Raw genomic sequence first — 20,048 nt, forward strand, 5'->3', positions numbered from 1 at the left:
TGCAAGTGAACGTTACTCCCGCAACTTCTCCCGCAACGGTGCCCGCGAAAAAATCATTCCGGCCTATATGGGATTGATCAAACAAATTGATGACCAACTGGGGCATCTCTTTTCTTTCATGCAGGATCAGGGGTTGATGGGCAATACCATGATCGTCTTCACATCTGATCATGGGGATTTCTTGGGAGACCACTGGATGGGTGAAAAATACCTCTTTCATGATCCATCCGCCAAAGTACCAATGATCATCTATGATCCTGATGCCTCCGCAGATTCCACGCGGGGCACCACCTCAGATGCATTGGTTGAAATGATCGACCTCGCGCCCACTTTTGTAGATATAGCGGGGGGTATTGACGCGTCCCACATTCTCGAAGGGCGTTCGCTTATGCCACTGCTACGGGGGGAAAATCCCGATTGGCGCAATTACGTTTTTTCCGAATTCGATTTTGCTGCGGAAACTGTACGCCTGAAACTAAACCTTTCCGTGCAAAACAGCCGCTTGACCATGGCATTTGATGGTCGTTTCAAACTGATTGAATGCCATAACATGCGCCCAATGCTATTTGACTTAAAAACCGACCCCAAAGAATTGGTCGATTTGGGTGCAGACCCTGCGCATAAGGAAACATGTAATCGTCTCATTGATGCGATCCATTCTTGGTACCGGAATGCGCGCAACCGGATCACGGCAACAGATGCCACATTTACCCAAGATGATAAGTTGATGCAGGCCGGCGGCGATCCTGTGCTTCAGGCTGGAATTGTTATCGGCTACTGGGACGAAGCAGAACTAAACGAAGAACAAAAACGACTGCGCAAATTCAATCCTGAGTAAGTCTCAGAGGGTCGGATTACTTAGGACGTTTCAAAACGAACGTATCTGCGATGGCACTATAATCCTGATACCCAAGCCGCGTAAGCGGCCGATAGGTTTTAATTTCAAATTTGCCATCACGAATACAGTCATCTCGCATATGGACTGCTTTGACAAATCCCAAAACCAGATGATTGTTTTCGCCGGGTAAATCAATGATTTCATTCAAACAACATTCCAGCGATGCAGGAGCATTAGCAACGCGAACGCAATCGATGGTCTCGCAAGTGGCCTGTTCAACGCCTGCGTGCTCAAACTCGTTCATCTCTTTGGGCAAAGGTGCAGAGGATTTATTGACCGCTTCTGCCGAGGCGAGTTCCGCCACATTTATGCAAAATACACCGGTAGCTTCAATATTCGCCACGGTATCCTTTGAGCGTATCTGGTCAGTTTTCGTCAACGTCGAAGCAAACATAACCTGTGGCGGATCATAAGCCGTCAGATTGAAAAACGAATAGGGGGCTAAATTGCGCACGCCCTTCCCGTCCTGTGTGGAAATCCACGCGATCGGGCGCGGCGTCACAATAGCACTCAGCGGATTGAACCGGAACGGATGCCCGTCTTTGGTGTTGTAAAACATCGCCTTTAACTCGGCAAACTGCCAAGGCTCGTGCCCCCACACACATAAAGGACCTGCCCAGTTACAAAGCTAGACTTTTCATCCAGAAAAAACCCCGCAGCGTTGGCGATATCTTCCACATTGCCAATCCGCTTAACGGGTACTCCATTGGCAATTTTATCCTGTAGCGCGCCATCTTTAGGCACAACGCCCCAGAAATTTTCTGTCAATACTGGGCCCGGTGCAATGACATTAACTGTGATGCCTTTCGGACCAAGTTCCAACGCCCAGGTTTTGGCTAAACCATGCACCCCGGCTTTGGTCGAAGCATAGGCCGAACGGGTTGGCATCCCCATAGACGCCCGGGATGATACGAATAAAATTCGCCCACCTCCGCGCGTTTCCATCCCGGGTAAAAATGCCTGTGTCAGCGCCATAGGTGCAGCCAAATGCAATTGAGCAAGCGTCAGAATGTCCGTCGGATTTGCATCCTCCAAAAGGCTTGGCAGGATCATTCCTGCATTGTGTACCACCCCATCAACGTCATATCCTTCGGCGATTTTTGTTGCCACCTCAGCCACCGCAACGGCGTCGGTCAAGTCAACTGTAAAACCAATCAGATTGTCATGCTTGGTCGTCGGAAGCTCTAAACCAAGCGAGATTACGTTCTCCCCCCGCGCCAGTAACAAATCAGCAATCGCGGCCCCAATGCCCGAATTGCCACCTGTAATCAATGTGGTGGTCATACGTTCTTTCCTTCAATCATCGCAACAACGCGCAATGGGCTACCGGAGCCCCCTTCTATCTTCAGCGGGCAAGCAATGATCATCGCGCCAAAAGTTGGCAATTTGTCCAGATTGGTCAAACATTGCAGGCCAAACCTTCCGTTCCCGTGTAGAATTGAATGCGCAGGCAATGGCGGATTGAAATGCATCGCTTGTCCGGCATCCGTGCCCACAGTTTCCACCGCCAAACCGATGCAGTCGCGCTCATGAACCATAAACTCAACCGCGCTTGCATCAGGACCCGGTGAATGTGCGCCATCTTCCTGCATGTTCACATAATCCGCCGTGCCAACGCGCTTGTACCAATCGGTGCGCAGAGCGATCCAGTGGCGCGGCGGGATCCGGCCGAATTCCACTTCCCATTTTGTCAAAAATTCGCGTGTAACGACGAAATCAGGATCAACCGCAGATTCAGCGGAAATATCAATCACCACGGCTGGGGCCATAAACTCCCGCGCTGGAATTGCATCTACCGTGTTAGACGGGACATCCTTACCGGTCACCCAATGCGCAGGCGCATCGAAATGTGTACCCGTGTGTTCGTTCATCGAGATATTGTTCCAGTACCAAGCTGGGCCATTTTCATCATAACGCGAAACCTTTTCCATTCGAAAAGGTGCACATTGGCCGAACTCAGGTGGTAGCACGATTACTGGAAAGTCAGGGCTAAGCGTATTGGTCAGATCCACCATCTGCACCCGCCCTGAGACGAGCGCCCCAGCAAGATCGCTCAACAGGGAATTGCTCATTGGTTTTCCTCCCGAATGGTCAAGAATGGGTCAGCCTGCCAGCGCGCAAAAAGGTCTTTGGCGGCATCGCCGGCACAATTAATCTCAAGTCCGCGCGTCAACGCGTCGATCACGGATTTCGCTATCTGAGCAGGCGCAGTTTTTGGCGGTGGAACATGTTGATGCCAGACGTCGTCAACTGGCCCGGTCAGCACAGAAATGACGCGGATGCCGGTCTGTGCCATCTCGCCACGCAAACCAGAAATCAGTGCCAAACGTGCAGCAGCAGTGGCCGCCTGCCCAGCAAACCCCGCTCTTCCTGTCAAACCATAAACCGACGCCACATCGACAAATGCCGCTGCCGAATTGGTCCCATCATCCGAACGCGCAGACATCGCTGGACCAAACCCCTGAGCCAGCCGCATCAAACCTGTCACTTCGGACTCAAATCCAGCTTGCAAATCCGTCAGCTTACTGCCGAAGGCGACCCCACTTTGTCGCGTCACCGCTGCGGTATTCACCACGATATCAATACGCCCACCCAACTGATGGGCCAATTTTGTCACGCTGTTGGTATCAGTGACATTCAATGGCACAATTTCCACGTTCTCATGGGCAACCATTTCAGCCTCTCCGTCAAAACGCATCGTCGTGTCGCCATTGCCTAAAAACACAGCACGTGCGCCTGCTTTCAGCAACGCCTTAGCCATCGCCTGCCCGACCGGGCCGCGCCCATCGGTGACCAGCACACGGCGATGTTTCGGGTCTGCGGTAAAGGTGCGGTATTGTGCGTCATCAACCATATTTGGCGTCTCCTTTTCCGGCATTGCAAACAGTGCGGGATTGCCCCCGCGATCCAGTTTTAGCTCCATACGCACCCGATCCCCGGGACGCACATCGCTATGCAAATGAACGATTGCCGTTGGGCCCGCTTCCAACTGAACTGAACCAACGCGCCACGGTGCATGTTCCTTAAAGAATAGATCTGTGGTCACACGAATGGTGGTTTCCGTCATGACGGTCGCGCCTGTGGGTTGATCCTGCCAATCCAACGTGCCCCAACATTTTGGGCAACGATCACGCGGAGGATAGGTTGCCGTGCAACAGTAATCACAGACTTGAAGCACAAACCGCCCCTGACCTGCGCGCACCGCCATAGCGCGTGCCGCCCGACTACGCAGCCCCGGCGAGACATGCCCCATGCGTGTATTCTTCAACGGGTCTTTCTTGACCGGAGGAGACAACGGATCAGTCATCGCAAATCCTCCGGTTCGATGACAGCGGCGCCTGTGCAAACACCTCGGTCGTAGTTCACCAGCCCAAATCCCGATATCAGCGCCTTTTTTGCGTCAGGGACCTGATCACCAAGCGGACAATGCAGTATCTGACGCAGCCCCTCTGTCACATTTTGGAACCCTCCCGCTGCCCCAGCCTGCCCAGCGGACAACTGCCCCCCATTGGTGTTCAGTGGCAAGGAACCGGTGATCGTAAAGTCGTTATCAGCGATAAACCCAGGCAATTCCGTTTTGTCGCAAAACCCTAAATCGGCCAATTGCATCGCAACGATAACGGGGTAGTCATCATAAGCCTGCAACATATCCACATCCTGCGGACCACAACCCGCAGCAGACCAAAGGGCGTCAATATCCCGCGCCCAACCTCCGCGAGTCTGCACAGGATCATCAATATATGCATTGTGCCGTTCAATCGTGGCCGAAAGACGCGCCGTCGAGAGACCTAGCTCAGCTGCTTTTTCCGGCGTGGTAACAATAAAAGCCTCAGCACCAGCACAAGGCATAACACAATCAAAGAGGTGCACCGGGTCAGCAATAGGTCGCGCGTTCAAGTAATCGTCGTGGGTCAGAGGTTTTTTCAACAAAGCAATCGGGTTGGACAGCGCATTGTCCCGCTGCGCAACACAAAGCTTCGCGAAATCCTGCCGACTTACATTGTATTTCCGAAAAAAATTATCGGTGATCATGGCAAAGGTCGCATTAGGCCCCCCAAACCCATAGGGGTAGGTGGCGTCTTGCGAAAACCGCGAAAATCCGGCTAGCGTCTGGCGGAAACTGTCGATTTGATTGGTGTCGGCCGCCACGCAGGCCACAATCTCAGCATCGCCACATTGCACGGCGCGCGCCGCACGACGCAACGCCATCACACCAGATGCCCCCCCTGTCGGAATATGATCCATCCAACGTGGGCTAAGACCCAAATGCTGCACCATGCCGACCACACTGTCAGGCATCGCCGAAAAGCTGGCAAAACAAAACCCATCAAAATCGGCTGGACCTAACCCTGTTTCGCGGGCCAACGCCTGCATCGCGCCCCCAGCCCACCAATGGGCTGTTTCAACCGAAAACCGCACATACGGAACCGTAACAGGGGCGCAAATGACAACACCATCATATGGAAGCTGTCCAACCATCAAATCTTCCGCTTCTTCAGGTGCCGCATATCGATAAATGCACCCTTCTCAAACGTTTCCACCATCAAATCCTTCAACTGCCCGCGCAAAACCTTCTGCGTGGCGGTCAACGGTAAATCTGTTGCGAAAGCGATCCAGCCAGGCACCTTGTAATATGCCATCTGATCCAACGCCCATTTGACGATTTGTTCAGCCTGAACCACGTCTCCTGCGCCCTCTTCAAGGATCATAAACACAGCTACCTCGTCCCCGCGGACCTCATCCGGCGCTGCAACCGCTGCAGAGATTTTGATATCTGGATGGCGGTTCAGAATAGATTCCACTTCGACCGCAGCGATGTTTTCGCCTGAGCGGCGGATCACGTTTTTCTTTCGATCCACAAAATGCAGCGCGCCATCTTCGTCTTGTTGCACCACATCACCTGTGTGCAACCAACCACCTTCCCACAACTCATCAGTTGCCGTTTGATTTTTCAGATAACCTGAAAAGAAGCCATATCGTGGATTGTCACCTGAGCGACGCACCAACAGTTCGCCGGGCTGCCCCGTCATCACATCAAGACCAGCGTCGTCCACAACACGTACATCGACATCTTTGCAAGGACGCCCAAAACAAGAATTGCCAATTTTGCGCGGCTCCTCATGCGCGCAGATCACACCGCCCGAACCTGTTTCGGTACAGGCCCAGGCTTCGATCAACGGAAATCCATACCGATCCTCAAACGCCGCGTGCAACGTCTTGTCCACACCAGCGCCAAAGCCAAAGCGCACATTGTGATCGCGATCATCAGGCGACGGCTCTGCACCCATAAGCATAGGAGGCATAACACCAAGATAGTGCACAACTGTAGCGCCGCTTTTGCGCACGCTGTCCCACCAACTGCGCGGATGAAAACGGTCCAGCATAATCAGGCAACCGCCTACCGTGACCATTGCTGTAAACGAAACGGCCATAGCATTCATGTGAAAGACAGGAAGCGGGGTAAGCATCCGCTCGCTGTCTTTTTGCAAACTGATGTAGCCACCCGTTTCCGCATACCAGTCCCCAGAATGAAGGTAATATTCATTCGTCAGAATACAGCCCTTCGGTCGTCCCGTGGTACCAGAGGTATAAAGCAACGCACATTCCGTCGCGGAGCCAAGCTCCATCTCGCCTGCGGATTTTGCGGCGATAGGTAAACGGTCATCCGCTGTGATCACCGGTACCATCAACCCCGCATTGGCGACGGCCTGCTGCATCTCTTCAACTCGATCAGGTAAAACAATCGCAAGGATCAACTCTGAATGTTCCGAGAGATATTCAAGTTCGGCCACCCGCAAATCCGGGTTTATTGGCACCACCGAAACACCAAGCGCATTTAACGCAAGCCATATTTCCAAAAACACCGGACGATTTTGCAGCAACAGTCCAACCCGGTGCCCCGGACCATACCCAGCCTCAGCAAAGCGCGCGCGCCAACCGTCGACCCGCGCGGCCATATCCGCATAAGAAATATCGCCAGCCGGAATGCCGTAGATCCCAGCGGTTTCGTCAAGCACATGAAGGAACGGAGCATCCCCACGACGCCGCGCAGTTTCAATGAACCGCGTATATACTGTTTCGGTGGTCATCATATCCTCAGATGAACAATTGAATATTGCTGAAAGGCGCATCAAAATTGATCAGATCAATGCGTTTAAGTTGTATTTTCAAAGCCCCTTCGACCTCGACCAGTTCGTGACTGACCCAGCCGGAATAGCGATCCAAAAGATCCCCTCGCGTTTCGGTGTAAATAAACGAAGTCCGCATTTTATAGACGCCGTCCTCTTCGCCCATCGACACCACTTCAGGCCGTTGCAGCAAATGATGACAGCGGCTTTTTGGTTTTTGGCTAAAGGTCCGTTCCCCGGACAAACGCTCCACGCGTACAGTCAGCAACAGCTGATCCTCATACATCAAAGATGGTTGCAGAATGGGGTCCTCTTGTTGCCACTCAAGCGGCATCCAATACCGCCCGTCCTTGTGAAACAGTGCCAACCATTCTTTCCATTCCATCCGGTCCAGCGTGGCAGCCTCGGCGTAGACGAAGTCAATCAGATCATCGCGGTTCATTCTGCGGCCTCCACTGGGGTTCCTGTGGTATCTTCCATGTTCTGGATCATAAATTTGCGCCAAGCGTAGAATTGATTACGCATCTGCCGCTCCGAAGTACCGTTGACCACATCAGTGGCCTCTGTTGGCTCATCATCTTCCCATAATCGACGCAGATTGACCCATTCATTGCCATCTGACAGAAGGCCTTCTTGCGCTCGCTCGTACATCTCGAGATCATCGTGCCCCACAATAGAAGTCGGTGCATTGATGAAACGGTTGTACATAAGCGCCCGTTCATAAAGCTTGTCCGGCGCACCTTTCAGGCGGAAAACCCAACTTTCCACCAACGTTTTATCCACGCCTAGCGGAATAAATGTGCGCATTATTCCAACCGGGCCCTTTACCATGATATTGGGGAAATAGATCGTGTTGTGTCGCACATCACCCAAAATTTCACGGGCGCGCGCTTCACCATAGGCTTCGACCATTTGGGCCAGATACCCGTCCACGTCGTCGTAGTCTTGGTGGATTGATCCAGAGACCCCAGAATGCCCATGTCCGTTAGGCCAGACACGAATACCTGCACCTTCATAGAACTCATAGGGGCTCATGAATGGTGCATAAAGCTGCACCGCCATCGGGGTTTCCATATCAGGGTTTGCTTCTTTGGCACGTTCCCAGACGCTAACCGCTGTGCCGGCACTGCTTTCGTGAGCAACCATCGGATGGCAAGTATCCGTCTGGTTATCGACCAACATTTTCCAGTTGCAAGTGTGCATATAGCGGATTGGCTGACTTACAATCTCAAGCTCGCCCTCCGGCGAACGATCCGCCATATTGTCGATGGTGGACAAAGCGTCACCAAAATAGTCCTCAAAGCTTAGGCCCTGTTCAGCAAGACGGGCAAAAATCATACCACGATAGATTTTGACATTCTCAATCCGTGGTAAACCCTTTGCAGCTTCGTCCGTGTTAAAGCCGGTGCCTTCATAGCCTTTTTTCAACGGGATCGCTAACAGCGACCCATCTGTCTTAAACGACCAAGCATGATAGGGGCAGCGAAAGAATTTTCCGGTATTGCCGCAAGGCTCAGACGCAATTTTTACGCCTTTGTGGGGGCAACGATTGTGCATCACATAGACCTGACCATCGCGATGCCGCGAGGCCAGAACCGGTTGGTTGCCGATCTTAGAGGTGATAAAATCGCCAGTGTTGGGGATTTGGCTGTCATGGCCAATATAGACCCATGAATTTGGGAACAGGTGCTCCATTTCCAATTCATAAACTTCTTGGTCGACATAAACGTCCCTGTGGACGGCATAACCTTTGACCAGTTCGGCAATGGCTTGGGGATTTCCGCGGTAGCGATCCATGGCTTCCTCCTGTGAAATCAGATATCAATTACCAGTTTCGGTGATTTCGAGCGCGACACACAAATCTGCATCACATCGTTAGCGGCGCGTTCATCGTCGGTTAAAATGACGTCGCGGTGGTCTGGGATTCCTTCAATCACGTCACACTGACAAATGCCGCAGTCGCCGCGCTGACAATCATAAAGGGGGTCAAGCCCGGCCTCTTCCAACGCTTCGATGATGGATTTGTCTGCGGGTATATGCACCACCTGCCCTGTCGCGTAGATTTCCACATCAAAGGCTGCATCGGACGCATGATCGACATCCGCAGCAAATAATTCGTAATGTATACGCGTATTGGGCCAACCCAAATCAGCGGCAATAGATTTGATCGCCTCAATCATGCCCGCAGGCCCACAGAAATAAACGTGGGCACCCTCCGCTGCGTCGGAAAGAATGGCGCGAATATCCATCGCATTCAGTTGATCGTCGTAATGCAACGACAAAGCATCACCGCAGATTTCGGTCATTTCTGGCACAAATGCCAAAACACCCTCGGTACGCCCCGCGTAATGGGCTTCAAACGGGCGCCCGGCTTGTGTCAGCTCGGCAGCCATAGACAAAATCGGTGTTATCCCAATACCGCCCGCAATCAGAATGCTGGGTGCCGCGTGATCCGCCAATTCAAATAGGTTGTTTGGGTTTGAAACCTTCAGCTTGTCACCTGGCTTCAGGGCATGCATGAATTTCGACCCGCCAGCGCTTTGTTTTTCGCGCAACACGCCCAAAACAATATGACCCTTTGGCAGGGTTGGTAAACGGAGCAAAGAATACGCCCGATCTCCCCCTCCTGTCAAAGAAACGCGGACATGGGCCCCAGCGCGCCAAGCCATCGGAATCTGAACAACAGGCTTCAACTCTATACGTTTTACGTCTTTGGTTTCGCTGGTTGTAGCAACAACTTCATAGCTCATTGACGACATGTTGCCCTCTGATTCTATTTATATGGTTTTGCATAGATTTATATATAAACAAAAATCTGTCAAGCCGACCAACGTGCAGATCTAACTTGACTCAAAATTTATTTTATAGATAAAATTATTCCAATGCATGTAATTTTCAAACAACTGCACGCATCCATCTGGAGGAAATCGATGAAAAATCTTGCACTTCTTGCCACGACGGCCGCCATCGCTATAGCGGGACCTGCACTGGCCGACTATCCTGAAAAACCTGTAGAATTTGTAGTTCCCTTCCCGCCCGGTGATTTGGAAGACATCCTAACCCGGATGATCGCAGACGAATTTCAGGCGACTTATGGCGTACCAGCTGCCGTGGTAAACAAACCAGGCGGCGGTGGTGGACCGTTTCCCGGTGCCGTCGCCGTCGCCAATGCGCCAGCTGACGGTTATACTGTTGGCTCTTTTGTTTTGGACATCCCTCTGGTTGGCCCACATATCGGCATTCCCGATTTGGCAGATGACCCATTCGAACCGATCGGCATTTTCTTAACCTACCCTTTCATCCTCGCAACAAGTGCAGATGCGCCATATTCAACAATGGAAGAACTCGCATCTTATGCCCAAGATCATAATCTGATTGTTGGTCACTTCGGCGCGGGTGCTACCCCAACGGAAATCACGCTCGCGACGCAGGATGCCTATGGCTTTGAATGGGGCGGTGACGCGGCCTTTGACGCCTTAGACTGCAACACGCTGGCTTCTGGTGATGCGGATGTGATTAACACCACACTTCAGCTGGTGTTGCCTTGCATTGACGAAATTACCGCCCTTGCGGCCGTGACCGAAGCCCGGATTCCAACTCTGCCTGATGTTCCAACCCTGGGTGAAGAAAAACCAGAGCTGAACCTCGGAACGTGGAACGGGCTCTTTGTACATGAAGATACACCCCAAGACGCGCGTGACAAAATCGCCGAAGTTGCTGAACGTGTCATGGCCAGCGAAGAAGCCAGAGTTTTGGCTGAACAAACCGGCGCACTGATTTACTGGCAAAATAGCGAAGAAGCGGCTGCTCAAATCGCCAAAGATGGGGCCACCTTGGGCGCGATCGCTGAAATGAACGCGAACTGACCCGCAAACCTAATGTAACCTTCCTGACTTGCCCCGCCCTCTTTGGGTGGGGTTTTTTTGCTTTGTTAGAGGTTTCAAAGCCTAATATCTAAGCCAGCGATGCGTTCACAGGTCTGCCAATACCTAGGAGGCCCAAAGAAGGTTGAGCCCTATAAGTTATAGCATAGGGTTCATACCAATAGTTGGACTGTCACTGTGCAGCATCGTTATTTTATGCTCCGGCCCAAATTCCACTTCAACCGCTTCGACAAGCGCATTTTTTAAATGGGTCATAATATAGCGGCTCGAAAATTTGGTTTTCACTTTCAACGATAGGGTTGTGTTTTCCAGAGAAACAAATTGGACCCCCTTAAACCAGCTTTCATAGTTTTCCGGATGTAAATCCCGTAACCGTCGTTGGGCGGCCCGCCAGCGCCCGCGTGGGGTATCATCTGTTGGTTCTGTGTTTAAAGCAGGCTCAGGGGGTTCAATCCGCGGCCCAAAATCCACCTTCATGACGTTCTCATGTTCTGGTGATTTTCTACGCGGATCACTCGCTGTCATGCGTTCAACAAAATCAGGGCCAACGCTATCCCAATGAGGCTGGGACAATCTGTATATTTCCGGGAGGTTCAGCCGATAGGCCCCTACCCTGCCCCGAACGCCTTGACGCTTACAAATTAATATCTTGGTTTCAACGCAGCGTTTTATCTCTCGCTTTACCGTGCGTTCATTTACATTCCACATCTTAGCTAGATCGCGTTGACCAACTGAGAACTCATCAAGTTTCCAATTGTATCGTGCTGTGATAAGTCCGGTCAGGCGGGCCATCGTCATCTGCAACGTAGAAGTGCCATAAAAACCGGCAACCGAAATAGCTGTTAAGAGATCGTATTTCAACGATCCGGCATTTACGCCAGTGTATAATTTCGTCTGCATGTCTGCACCGCTCTACCGCTATCAGCTCGTTAACTGGCCGATTCTAACTTTCATCAATTCAGACATGTTTTCCCGTAATTTGTCAATTGTTCCAAAAATACGGGAAACTGATCATTCATAAATTAAATAAAGAAATTTAGGTTATATGGTTAAGGGTGACATTAAGTTGTCACCCTATGTCATAGTTGGTGTCACCATATCTGTCATGTTGCGGGATCAGCTGTCACCATATTTATTTGGTATTTCGTGTTTTTCCCCGAAAACTGAAAAAAACGAGATTTTAGAAAACTCATTTTGCCATTTTTCCCATTTCCCGTTATTCAGGAGAAGAGGAATAAAAGCAAGAGTAGTTCAATGAGAGACCATACCGACCTGCAGAACATGAATGATCGCAGTTTGGCCCAACAGGCCGCTGTGCGTCGTTCGACCTTTAGCCCCGGTGAAGTGAAGGCCCTGCGGCCCTTTTCAATCTGGGAAATCAGCCAATTCATGTTTGATGTGCCAGCGGATACTTTGCGTAAGAAATTGGCAGAGGACCCATCCCTGCCGCAAGGTGAGACCGAAGACGATGGGCGCCAGCGTTGGTTCACATTGAAAGAGATCAACGAGCTGCGCCGCCGTTTGCGTTTTCGTGGAAAGAACCTACTGCCTGAGCGCCCCAAAGGACGGGCGATGCGGGTTGCCGTTTCGAATTTCAAAGGCGGGGTTGGCAAGACCGTCGTCGCCCAGCATTTGGCGAATGCGGCAGCTTTGGATGGGTACCGTGTTCTCTGTGTCGATTTTGATCCTCAAGCCACTTTGACCCATTCGATGGGCATTACCGAAGTAAAGGAATGGAACACCGTCTGGGGCATCATGTGCCGGGATCTCTGTCGTGAGGCCGACCGGATCACCGCAAGCTATGATGACCCGGATGAATGCCCCTACCCTTCTGCGGACGAGTTGCCGGATGACGTTCAATCCATCGGCGCCCAGAGGTTTCAGGATTTCATTCAACCCACGTGCTGGCCGACGATTGATATTATTCCATCCTGTGCCAATGCGGCCTTTGTTGAATTTGCCTCGGCGCAATATCGGTCACTGCACAAAGCTTGGAGCTTTTTTGGCTGCGTCGCCCGGTATTTGGATGAGCTGCCAGATGATCAATATGACATCATCATCTTTGATTGCCCTCCGGCGATTGGCTATCAGTCTCTCAATGCGGCTTTTGCGTCTGATATACTTTATATCCCATCTGGTCCGGGGTATTGGGAATATGACAGCACCACGAGTTACCTCGGGCAGCTTGGCGATGCGATGGCGGATATCTCCGAAGGGTTTTCAGCTTTGGCAGAGGACGCTGGTTTAAAGTTGCCGAAGGTCTTTCATGATATTCGAATTCTCATGACCCGCTTTGAACAAACCAATCCGCTGCACAGTGCCATGATGGATGCCTTTCGGAATGTCTTTGGGGCTGACGTGTGCCAGAACCCTATTGAAATGACCCGCGCGGTTGAACAGTCGGGGCGTTTTCAAATGTCGGTGTATGAACAGGACTATCGTCAGATGACCCGCGAAACATGGAAACGGGCGCGGCAGAGTTTTGATCGGGCTTATGGTGAGTTCTTAGAAACGGTGTTGTCATCCTGGAGAGAGTCCAGCAATCAAGAGGAGAGAAAGTAGATGTCTTCAAGCAATAAGTTTGGATTTGCTCCGCTGGAATCCGAAGCAGGCACCAGTAAACGCAAACGCTCTGTTGGCCCAATGGGGGCGGCGGTACGCGAAGCGGCCGAGAGCCTTCAGGAAACGACGGAAGCAAAGGTTGAACAGCGCCGCCAGAATGCCCACGACGCCAAAGAGTTTCGCGCCGCCCAAGATGAGGGCAGGGTGCTGGTCACAATTCCTTTGGCTGATATCCAGACGAGCGATCTGCCGCGTGACCGTCTGGAACTAGAGGCTGTGGCAACATCTGATGAGATGGAAGAACTGAAGTCTTCGATCCGCCAGCGCGGCCAAAAAGAACCCGTAGAAGTCTATCAAGACGCCGCCGGATTGTTCCAGCTGAAGAAAGGTTGGAGACGCTTTACCGCGCTTTCACAGTTGTTGGCCGAAACAGGCGAGGCCCAATTCGGCGCGATTATTGCGCGTGTCGAAACAGGGCAGGGTGCGCGCCTAGATCGCTATGTCGATATGGTCGAAGAAAACGTTGTGCGCGAAGATCTGACTTTTGCGGAGATGGCACAGGTTGCGATCACCGCAGCACAGGACCCCGAAATTGACGAGGTGGACCCGGACGCCATGGTTGGGCGTTTATACGGATCACTGCATAAGATGAAGCGGTCGTATATCCGTAGCTTTGTTTTCTTGTTGTCAGTTCTGGGCGAAGATTTGAAGTGGCCAAAAGAGGTTGCCAGAAACCTAGGTGTAGACGTTGCGCGCGCCCTAAAGGGGCAGGCAGAGGCCGAACAATTGTGCATGTCTTTGTCAGCCGCGGCGGACCGTGCTGCGCAAAATGATGTGCTGGCAAAGTTTGTTGAACAGGTAAAGAAAAAGCCAACGGATAAGAAATCACCTGACGCCCCGAGGGAAAAGTTTGAGTTTCACGTAGGTGATATGAAGGTGACTGCCCGGCAGGGCGAATGTCGGATTGTAAGCTCAGAGGATTTTGCATCTGTTCCGCGACATCAGTTGGAAAAAGCCGTCCGCGCATTCGAAGAGGTGCTGGCACAGGGTAACCCACGGGTTACATCACTGTGAAATGTGGTTCAAAAATCAGGGTAACCCGTGGGTTACCCTGATCGTGTTTGTTTACCTCATGTAGTGTTAACAAATTGTTTTTAAATGATATTTAGATATATGGGCGCTTATTATTATCGCCAAAATCTATAAGTATTCCAAATCTCAGCTCAGGGGTAACCCATTAGAATTTGCATAATTCCAGCAGTTCGCGGGATACCCTTTGGGTCGTTCTAAAGTTCTGGATATAGGGTTAAATTTGGTTTTGCTTCACATTCGAAAGAAGTTTTGCGAGCGTTTTGATGCAGATGCGAAGGTCTTCGGCTGAGGTGTCTCGCACCAAATCTTGATAGGCATCGTTGACAGCCGGGGCGATTTTTTTCAGCGCTTTGGATCCGTCTGCCGTGAGTTTCGCAGTGCGAACGCGTTGATCTTTGGCGCTGATGCTGCGTTCGACCAACCCCGCAGCAACCAATTGTTCTACGGTTCTGCTGGTTGTTGATTGTTCGGTGACTGACAGAATGGACAGTTCGTTGATGGTCAATTCATCAAAAGAAGACAGGCAGGACAGGACCCGCATTTTTGCGCCTTGGAGGTCAAAATCAGCCAGTGCTTTGTTCTGTTCTGACGACCATCGATTGGCCAGCCGTGTGATCAAATACGGAATATAGGAATCCAGCTCTTCGGGTGAAGTAAATGGAAACACGATATCATCGGAGGTTTTATCAGTTGTCATGATCGGGCCCCTCGTTCAGCTTTACCGCCAGACCGCGGAGCAGGCTCGCTGTGTTTGATAGTTCGTCAGGTGAAAGCGTGCCAAGCAGGTCAGCCAAAACGTTCTGATGCACGTCTAAAGCCTCTTCAAACTTTGCGCGCCCCTTTTCAGTCAGCGTGGCGCGGAATGAACGACGATCTTCGCGTGACATTTCCTTGCATACATAGCCGTCTTTGATCAGACGATTGACCAAGCCCGACACATTGCCGTTTGAAACACGTAATGCGCTGGATAGGTCGCTCATGCTGATCCCGTCGGGAAAGCGGTAAAGCTGTGCCATAGTATCGAACTTGGCCAGGCTGATACTTGTCTCATTTGAAAGGCGTCGGTTCAGTTCCGAAAACACGGTGGTATGCAGGCTCATAATGCTTAGCCAGATCCGTGTTTGTTCCTTCTGAAGATCTTCTTGCGAGTACAGTTTACCACTCTCCTGACGTATTCTTTTTATTTTTACTCAATCTGTCGCATCTCGATAATTTTGCATGGCTGATCGAATATCCTGTGGAATTTCGATAGGCCGGTGGCTCTCGAGCGAAGTTGTTACAGTTGTAAAGTATCCGCGTAACGCTTCCTTGTCACCCTTCATTGCGTGTAGGGTGATTTCGTAGGATTTTCCGCCTAATTTGTGGACTCTGACGTAGATTTCTATTTCGTCTCCCATCATGCACGGGGCAAAGAAGGTCGCGGACGCGCTGACATATCCGAGCCCAACACGCCGAGGGCCTAACACATCATAATAATCGATATGCAGGTGATCGCAGAACCAGGCTTCGATCGCTTGATTGAAGATATCAAAGAATTTGGGGGTATAGACGATGCCCGCCGGGTCGCATTGGCCGTGACGGAACGTGTGTTTAAACGCCCACATATTTTTTGGCAGGCTATCCTGGCTCAAAGGAACTGGGCGTGCGGTCTGGGGGGGCGTATCGTGGTGATTCATGAAAAGGACTCTATTGTTTTGATTGTGCCGTCTAGTTCATCACCAGAGGCGTCTTTGATGGCTGAGGTCAGCAGACGTTGGGCCCAATCAGCCGCGTCCTTCCTTGCTGCGATGGATTTGGTTGTGGTCATGACCTTTGCAAATTTGGAATGGCCACGCACGTGGGTATCTGAGTAGCCTTTGATCAAACGTTGGAAGCTCAGAATTGCCACAGCAAGATCATAGTTGTGGGGCAGTGCATCGGTTGCGGCCGCTATCCATGCGGTGCGGTGCGCTGTTTCTGATTGATGCCGCAGAGAACGACGGCGCAGTCCCTTCATCGTGCCGACACTATACAGCGGGATGAACCAGCGTAGGCTATAGGTGCGCACGCGGCGGCCTTTGCTGATGCGTCGATCCAACCAATCGTAGAGCCCTTTGCGGCGCTTTAACCAATGGGCCAGCCCAACGGGTAGGGTCGAGGCAACCTCCTCCATACGTGGGTGCATGAATTCGGTTGTTTGCAGAATTTGATCTTCTTTCAGATTAACCTCATGGGCTACGCGATCACGACGTTGGCTAAGGGTCTTGAGCCGCGCAACGCGGATCACGTCGTCGTAGGCCATGGCATTGGCGAGGTATTTCGCTGCAGTCTGTGTAAAGGCAAAGCCATTGTCAGCGCCTTGTGCCGCAGTATCCAGCGCAGTTAGCGCGCGCAGTTGATCAAGGTATTCGTTGCCATAGGCGACATCCTGAAATGCGACAACTTTTTGAACACCCAAAAAAGCCAGCTGGTGGGCAGGATCCGGGAGTTCACTCCGGATGCGCTGCAAAAGCGCGTTGGCGCGATTGTCAGGCAGGGCGCTTGGTAAATCTGCGATGGCTGCAACCGGGGCAGGGGTGGCCGTGGGATCTTCGCCTGTTTCGGTACGTTTGAAGGCGGCGTCAAAGGTTCGGATGCTGGCTTCGACTCCTTTGCCGCTTTTTCGGATTACGTCGTAATAGACATCACGATCAAAGGGCAGGGTGCCCGAGGCCGCAAGGCTGCCGAACATGGCCGAAGAAATAACTGACCCGTTCTGTACGGCCATATCGTTCATATCAAAGACAATTTCTTGTTGCGCCACGACGCCGATGGCATCGTCTACGGCGGTGCTGTCTGCAATGCCTTCCCCCGGTGCCATTTTTTCGATGGTTGAGAGTGATCGGTGATTTGATGCAATCAACGTGGTGCGGTCTGGGGTTACGATCCCGCGTAGAATTGATCGACCTGCCTCCATGTATTCGGAGGCAATGACGACATCCACATCACCGGGAGTGGGCATCTGTGCCAGAATTGGTTTTTGGCCATCCGTGGCCGCACGCATCATTTCCACGTAGTAAATTGTAGCGCCCGTACGCTGTGCTACGCCCGGAACCGAAGTGGATTGTGCCACCCATCCTTGGCTTTCAGCCAGTTCAACAATCCAGCCGGTCAATACACCGCCGCCCTGGCCTCCCATCGCTACAATTGCGATTGAAATTGGGCGTTCGGTGGCTGGTCCAGCTGCCTTTAGGTCGAGTTTGACTGTATCGTCTTTTAGCATGGTTTACCCTTCGAAGCTGATCGCGCGCGCTTCGCGGCGGTTTTGTAGGAAACGGATGACGGGGGTTGATAGCCCCTGCTTGAGACGATCCCATCCGTTGGGGTTGTGGGTGACTTCTGCGCGAAAAAACGAGGGGCACAAAACGGCTGCATCGGCGACCTCGCCACAGTTTCCGCATGCCACACAAGTGCTGTCGATGGACGCTACGGGATCGTCGCGCAAAGGATCGTTCAGTTCTTTCACCGATAGGGAAGGGCATCCAGACAGGCGAATACATGCGTGATCGCCGGTACACACATCTTCGTCGACGCCAAATTTTTCTTTCACCAGACGCTTACCGCCTTTGATTGCTTTGGCCACTTGCGGTTTCACCCGGCGTTGTTTGTTCAGCATACATTCGGACGAAGCGATGATGATCTTTGGGCCTTCGTGGTCTGTCGTGAGTGCATCTTTCAGCACGTCGCGCATGCGGTTTACGTCATAGGTGTGGTCGATCTGTTTAACCCATTTGGCGCCAACGCCGCGCACGGCTTCGGTGATTGGATTGTTGGTTTGACGCCGCTTATTGAACGCACGAGACGACAAAATGTCCTGCCCGCCTGTGGCGGATGAATAGAAATTCTCAACAATCAGAAACACACCGTCATGTTTATTGAAAACCGCGTTGCCGATACCGCTGGTCAGGCCATTGTGCCAGAAACCACCGTCCCCCATGATCGAGATGGAGCGTTTGGCCCCGGGGATATTAAAGGCCGCTGCCGACGCCGGGCCAAGGCCGTAACCCATGGTGGTCGCGCCGATGTTGAACGGCGGCAAAATCGAAAACAGGTGACAACCGATGTCTGCAGAAACATGATGTTCGCCCATTTCTTCGAAAACCAGTTTCATGGCCGTGAAAATCGGGCGCTCTGGACAGCCTGTGCATAGTCCGGGCGGACGTGGGGGCACGACCTCTTTTAGTCTTTTGATTTTGGGATCGGTTAGGATCGGCACCGGATCTGGCACGGGTGCGCGATTGCCCAATTGTTTTGGATCATGATCTTCAAGGAAGCGGCCTATGCCGTCGGTCAACACGGCTGCTGTGTAATCGCCCCCCATGGGAAGGTAATCTTTGCCATGCACCTCGGTCGGGGCTTTTTTTCGGGCGAGAACGGTCGAAATGGATTGTTCGATATATTCTGGTTGCCCTTCTTCTACGATCAACACCGCATCCAGCCCTTCGCAGAATGTGTCTACTTCGGTTTGGATGGTTGGATAGGCTACGTTCATCACATAGATGGGCAGTTGAGAATTGCCATATGCGTCACATAGGCCCAGAAATTGGAGCGCGCGGATGGTGCTGTTATACATTCCGCCCACAACAATTAGGCCGGTTTTGCCCTGCTTTGCCTTGCCGGTTGGGCCGAAGAATTCGTTCAGCTTATGATCGCGGATGAAATCAATCGCGGCGGGCATCCGGGTTTTGATCTTTTCTTGTTCATGCTCGTAGGCGGCGGGTGGCAAAACAATTCTATCCAGATCGCGCTTGGGGGCATTTAGAGCATCGCGCAGGGTAAAATCTGGGCGTTTGTTGTCTTTGCACACAAACTCACCCGTCATATGACAAGATCGCACGCGCACTTGTAGCATGACCGGGGTGTTTGATGCCTCTGACAGTTCAAAACCACGTTCGATCAGATTGACCATGCAGGATTGGTCTGGCCGTGGATCAAGCAACCACATCTGCGATTTCATGGCGAATGCATGTGTGCGTTCCTGCATGATTGAGGAGCCTTCGCCGTAATCTTCGCCAACGATAACCATCGCTCCGCCGGTGACTCCGCCAGAGGAAAGGTTGGACAGAGCGTCAGAGGCAACATTGGTGCCGACGGTAGATTTCCATGCCACTGCGCCGCGCAGTGGATACATGACAGAGGCCGACAACATCGCGCCTGCCGTTGCTTCGCTGGCTGAGCTTTGGAAATTAACATCTAGTTCATCAAGGATATCATTCGCATCTGCGAGTACGTCCATTAGGTGCGAAATTGGTGAACCTTGATAGCCCCCGACATACGCCACGCCGGACTGCAATAAGGCCTTGGTAATTGCCAGAATTCCTTCGCCCCGAAACAGGTCGCCTTCCCCCAGCTTTAGATCTTCAACTTCTCTAGCGAAAGAACGTTCGGCCATGTGATCCTCCAAAAAAAATGTATGGTAATGAATAGATTTATATGTAAAATAAGTCAACAATCAGGATCGACACA

General features: G+C 51.9%; 19 protein-coding genes. 4 read left to right on the forward strand and 15 right to left on the reverse strand.

The window, feature by feature from the left end; translation table 11 throughout:
• Positions 1-838 (forward strand): sulfatase/phosphatase domain-containing protein (locus tag G9C99_RS16800; protein WP_166418695.1); only part of this gene is annotated, 838 nt, incomplete at its 5' end.
• Positions 839-854: 16 nt separating this feature from the next.
• Here G9C99_RS16800 and G9C99_RS16805 read toward each other — a convergent pair.
• Genes G9C99_RS16805 through G9C99_RS16845 form a run of 9 tightly spaced genes read right to left on the reverse strand, consistent with a single transcriptional unit; the run spans position 855 to position 9,785 of the window.
• Positions 855-1,457: a flavin reductase family protein gene (locus tag G9C99_RS16805; RefSeq protein WP_166418696.1), complete on the reverse strand. Its 603-nt coding sequence runs from the start codon at positions 1,455-1,457 to the stop codon at positions 855-857.
• A gap of 5 nt (positions 1,458-1,462) precedes the next feature.
• The gene (locus tag G9C99_RS16810; protein WP_166418697.1) at positions 1,463-2,182 is read right to left on the reverse strand and encodes an SDR family NAD(P)-dependent oxidoreductase; all 720 of its coding nucleotides are present in this window, start codon (positions 2,180-2,182) and stop codon (positions 1,463-1,465) included.
• Entirely contained in the window at positions 2,179-2,970 is a 792-nt protein-coding gene (locus G9C99_RS16815; protein WP_166418698.1) for a cyclase family protein, read from the reverse strand. The genes G9C99_RS16810 and G9C99_RS16815 overlap by 4 nt, the downstream gene beginning before the upstream one ends.
• Positions 2,967-4,205 carry an SDR family NAD(P)-dependent oxidoreductase gene (locus G9C99_RS16820; RefSeq protein ID WP_166418699.1) on the reverse strand — a complete coding sequence of 413 codons (1,239 nt, stop codon included), beginning with the start codon at positions 4,203-4,205 and terminating at the stop codon, positions 2,967-2,969. Before G9C99_RS16820 ends, G9C99_RS16815 begins: the two co-directional genes overlap by 4 nt.
• Positions 4,202-5,377, reverse strand: coding sequence for a thiolase family protein (locus tag G9C99_RS16825; protein WP_166418700.1), 1,176 nt, complete (start codon positions 5,375-5,377; stop codon positions 4,202-4,204). The genes G9C99_RS16820 and G9C99_RS16825 overlap by 4 nt, the downstream gene beginning before the upstream one ends.
• Positions 5,377-6,987 (reverse strand): AMP-binding protein, encoded by a 1,611-nt coding sequence (locus G9C99_RS16830; protein WP_166418701.1) that lies wholly within the window; start codon positions 6,985-6,987, stop codon positions 5,377-5,379. Before G9C99_RS16830 ends, G9C99_RS16825 begins: the two co-directional genes overlap by 1 nt.
• 7 nt (positions 6,988-6,994) lie before the next feature.
• Positions 6,995-7,468, reverse strand: coding sequence for an aromatic-ring-hydroxylating dioxygenase subunit beta (locus tag G9C99_RS16835; RefSeq protein ID WP_166418702.1), 474 nt, complete (start codon positions 7,466-7,468; stop codon positions 6,995-6,997).
• A complete protein-coding gene (locus tag G9C99_RS16840; protein WP_166418703.1) occupies positions 7,465-8,823 on the reverse strand; it encodes an aromatic ring-hydroxylating dioxygenase subunit alpha in 1,359 nt (452 codons plus the stop codon). Before G9C99_RS16840 ends, G9C99_RS16835 begins: the two co-directional genes overlap by 4 nt.
• Before the next feature lie 17 nt (positions 8,824-8,840).
• The gene (locus tag G9C99_RS16845; RefSeq protein WP_166418704.1) at positions 8,841-9,785 is read right to left on the reverse strand and encodes a PDR/VanB family oxidoreductase; all 945 of its coding nucleotides are present in this window, start codon (positions 9,783-9,785) and stop codon (positions 8,841-8,843) included.
• Between the two features lie 171 nt (positions 9,786-9,956).
• Here G9C99_RS16845 and G9C99_RS16850 point away from each other — a divergent pair, with 171 nt between their 5' ends.
• The gene (locus G9C99_RS16850; RefSeq protein WP_166418705.1) at positions 9,957-10,892 is read left to right on the forward strand and encodes a tripartite tricarboxylate transporter substrate binding protein; all 936 of its coding nucleotides are present in this window, start codon (positions 9,957-9,959) and stop codon (positions 10,890-10,892) included.
• A gap of 156 nt (positions 10,893-11,048) precedes the next feature.
• Here G9C99_RS16850 and G9C99_RS16855 read toward each other — a convergent pair whose 3' ends face one another.
• Positions 11,049-11,810 carry a DnaA N-terminal domain-containing protein gene (locus G9C99_RS16855; RefSeq protein WP_166418706.1) on the reverse strand — a complete coding sequence of 254 codons (762 nt, stop codon included), beginning with the start codon at positions 11,808-11,810 and terminating at the stop codon, positions 11,049-11,051.
• Positions 11,811-12,164: 354 nt separating this feature from the next.
• On the opposite strand from G9C99_RS16855, the gene G9C99_RS16860 reads away from it, so the two are divergent.
• A complete protein-coding gene (locus G9C99_RS16860) occupies positions 12,165-13,472 on the forward strand; it encodes an AAA family ATPase (protein ID WP_205859880.1) in 1,308 nt (435 codons plus the stop codon).
• Positions 13,473-14,546: a ParB/RepB/Spo0J family partition protein gene (locus tag G9C99_RS16865; protein WP_166418707.1), complete on the forward strand. Its 1,074-nt coding sequence runs from the start codon at positions 13,473-13,475 to the stop codon at positions 14,544-14,546. It begins immediately after the preceding gene.
• Positions 14,547-14,778: 232 nt separating this feature from the next.
• Here the strand turns inward: G9C99_RS16865 and G9C99_RS16870 are convergent, their stop codons facing one another.
• The 5 genes from G9C99_RS16870 to G9C99_RS16890 form a co-directional block, all read right to left on the reverse strand.
• Positions 14,779-15,261 carry a MarR family winged helix-turn-helix transcriptional regulator gene (locus tag G9C99_RS16870; protein WP_166418708.1) on the reverse strand — a complete coding sequence of 161 codons (483 nt, stop codon included), beginning with the start codon at positions 15,259-15,261 and terminating at the stop codon, positions 14,779-14,781.
• Positions 15,251-15,664: a MarR family winged helix-turn-helix transcriptional regulator gene (locus G9C99_RS16875; RefSeq protein ID WP_166418709.1), complete on the reverse strand. Its 414-nt coding sequence runs from the start codon at positions 15,662-15,664 to the stop codon at positions 15,251-15,253. The genes G9C99_RS16870 and G9C99_RS16875 overlap by 11 nt, the downstream gene beginning before the upstream one ends.
• Positions 15,665-15,754: 90 nt before the next feature.
• Entirely contained in the window at positions 15,755-16,240 is a 486-nt protein-coding gene (locus G9C99_RS16880; RefSeq protein WP_166418710.1) for an acyl-CoA thioesterase, read from the reverse strand.
• Positions 16,237-17,805 carry an indolepyruvate oxidoreductase subunit beta family protein gene (locus tag G9C99_RS16885; protein ID WP_166418711.1) on the reverse strand — a complete coding sequence of 523 codons (1,569 nt, stop codon included), beginning with the start codon at positions 17,803-17,805 and terminating at the stop codon, positions 16,237-16,239. Before G9C99_RS16885 ends, G9C99_RS16880 begins: the two co-directional genes overlap by 4 nt.
• Positions 17,806-17,808: 3 nt before the next feature.
• Positions 17,809-19,974 (reverse strand): thiamine pyrophosphate-dependent enzyme, encoded by a 2,166-nt coding sequence (locus G9C99_RS16890; protein WP_166418713.1) that lies wholly within the window; start codon positions 19,972-19,974, stop codon positions 17,809-17,811.
• Positions 19,975-20,048 lie beyond the last annotated feature (74 nt).

This window comes from Cochlodiniinecator piscidefendens (assembly GCF_011326755.1).
GTDB classification, from domain to species: Bacteria; Pseudomonadota; Alphaproteobacteria; order Rhodobacterales; family Rhodobacteraceae; genus Cochlodiniinecator; species Cochlodiniinecator piscidefendens.

What these genes read in the sequence shown, in the direction of transcription:
- G9C99_RS16850 (WP_166418705.1), top strand. Translation starts at nt 9,957, where the DNA reads ATGAAAAATCTTGCACTTCTTGCCACGACGGCCGCCATCGCTATAGCG.
- G9C99_RS16875 (WP_166418709.1), bottom strand. Translation starts at nt 15,664, where the DNA reads ATGAGCCTGCATACCACCGTGTTTTCGGAACTGAACCGACGCCTTTCA.
- G9C99_RS16820 (WP_166418699.1), bottom strand. Translation starts at nt 4,205, where the DNA reads ATGACTGATCCGTTGTCTCCTCCGGTCAAGAAAGACCCGTTGAAGAAT.
- G9C99_RS16845 (WP_166418704.1), bottom strand. Translation starts at nt 9,785, where the DNA reads ATGTCGTCAATGAGCTATGAAGTTGTTGCTACAACCAGCGAAACCAAA.
- G9C99_RS16885 (WP_166418711.1), bottom strand. Translation starts at nt 17,805, where the DNA reads ATGCTAAAAGACGATACAGTCAAACTCGACCTAAAGGCAGCTGGACCA.
- G9C99_RS16825 (WP_166418700.1), bottom strand. Translation starts at nt 5,377, where the DNA reads ATGGTTGGACAGCTTCCATATGATGGTGTTGTCATTTGCGCCCCTGTT.
- G9C99_RS16835 (WP_166418702.1), bottom strand. Translation starts at nt 7,468, where the DNA reads ATGAACCGCGATGATCTGATTGACTTCGTCTACGCCGAGGCTGCCACG.
- G9C99_RS16890 (WP_166418713.1), bottom strand. Translation starts at nt 19,974, where the DNA reads ATGGCCGAACGTTCTTTCGCTAGAGAAGTTGAAGATCTAAAGCTGGGG.
- G9C99_RS16865 (WP_166418707.1), top strand. Translation starts at nt 13,473, where the DNA reads ATGTCTTCAAGCAATAAGTTTGGATTTGCTCCGCTGGAATCCGAAGCA.
- G9C99_RS16840 (WP_166418703.1), bottom strand. Translation starts at nt 8,823, where the DNA reads ATGGATCGCTACCGCGGAAATCCCCAAGCCATTGCCGAACTGGTCAAA.
- G9C99_RS16810 (WP_166418697.1), bottom strand. Translation starts at nt 2,182, where the DNA reads ATGACCACCACATTGATTACAGGTGGCAATTCGGGCATTGGGGCCGCG.
- G9C99_RS16860 (WP_205859880.1), top strand. Translation starts at nt 12,165, where the DNA reads ATGAGAGACCATACCGACCTGCAGAACATGAATGATCGCAGTTTGGCC.
- G9C99_RS16870 (WP_166418708.1), bottom strand. Translation starts at nt 15,261, where the DNA reads ATGACAACTGATAAAACCTCCGATGATATCGTGTTTCCATTTACTTCA.
- G9C99_RS16855 (WP_166418706.1), bottom strand. Translation starts at nt 11,810, where the DNA reads ATGCAGACGAAATTATACACTGGCGTAAATGCCGGATCGTTGAAATAC.
- G9C99_RS16815 (WP_166418698.1), bottom strand. Translation starts at nt 2,970, where the DNA reads ATGAGCAATTCCCTGTTGAGCGATCTTGCTGGGGCGCTCGTCTCAGGG.
- G9C99_RS16880 (WP_166418710.1), bottom strand. Translation starts at nt 16,240, where the DNA reads ATGAATCACCACGATACGCCCCCCCAGACCGCACGCCCAGTTCCTTTG.
- G9C99_RS16830 (WP_166418701.1), bottom strand. Translation starts at nt 6,987, where the DNA reads ATGACCACCGAAACAGTATATACGCGGTTCATTGAAACTGCGCGGCGT.
- G9C99_RS16805 (WP_166418696.1), bottom strand. Translation starts at nt 1,457, where the DNA reads ATGTTTTACAACACCAAAGACGGGCATCCGTTCCGGTTCAATCCGCTG.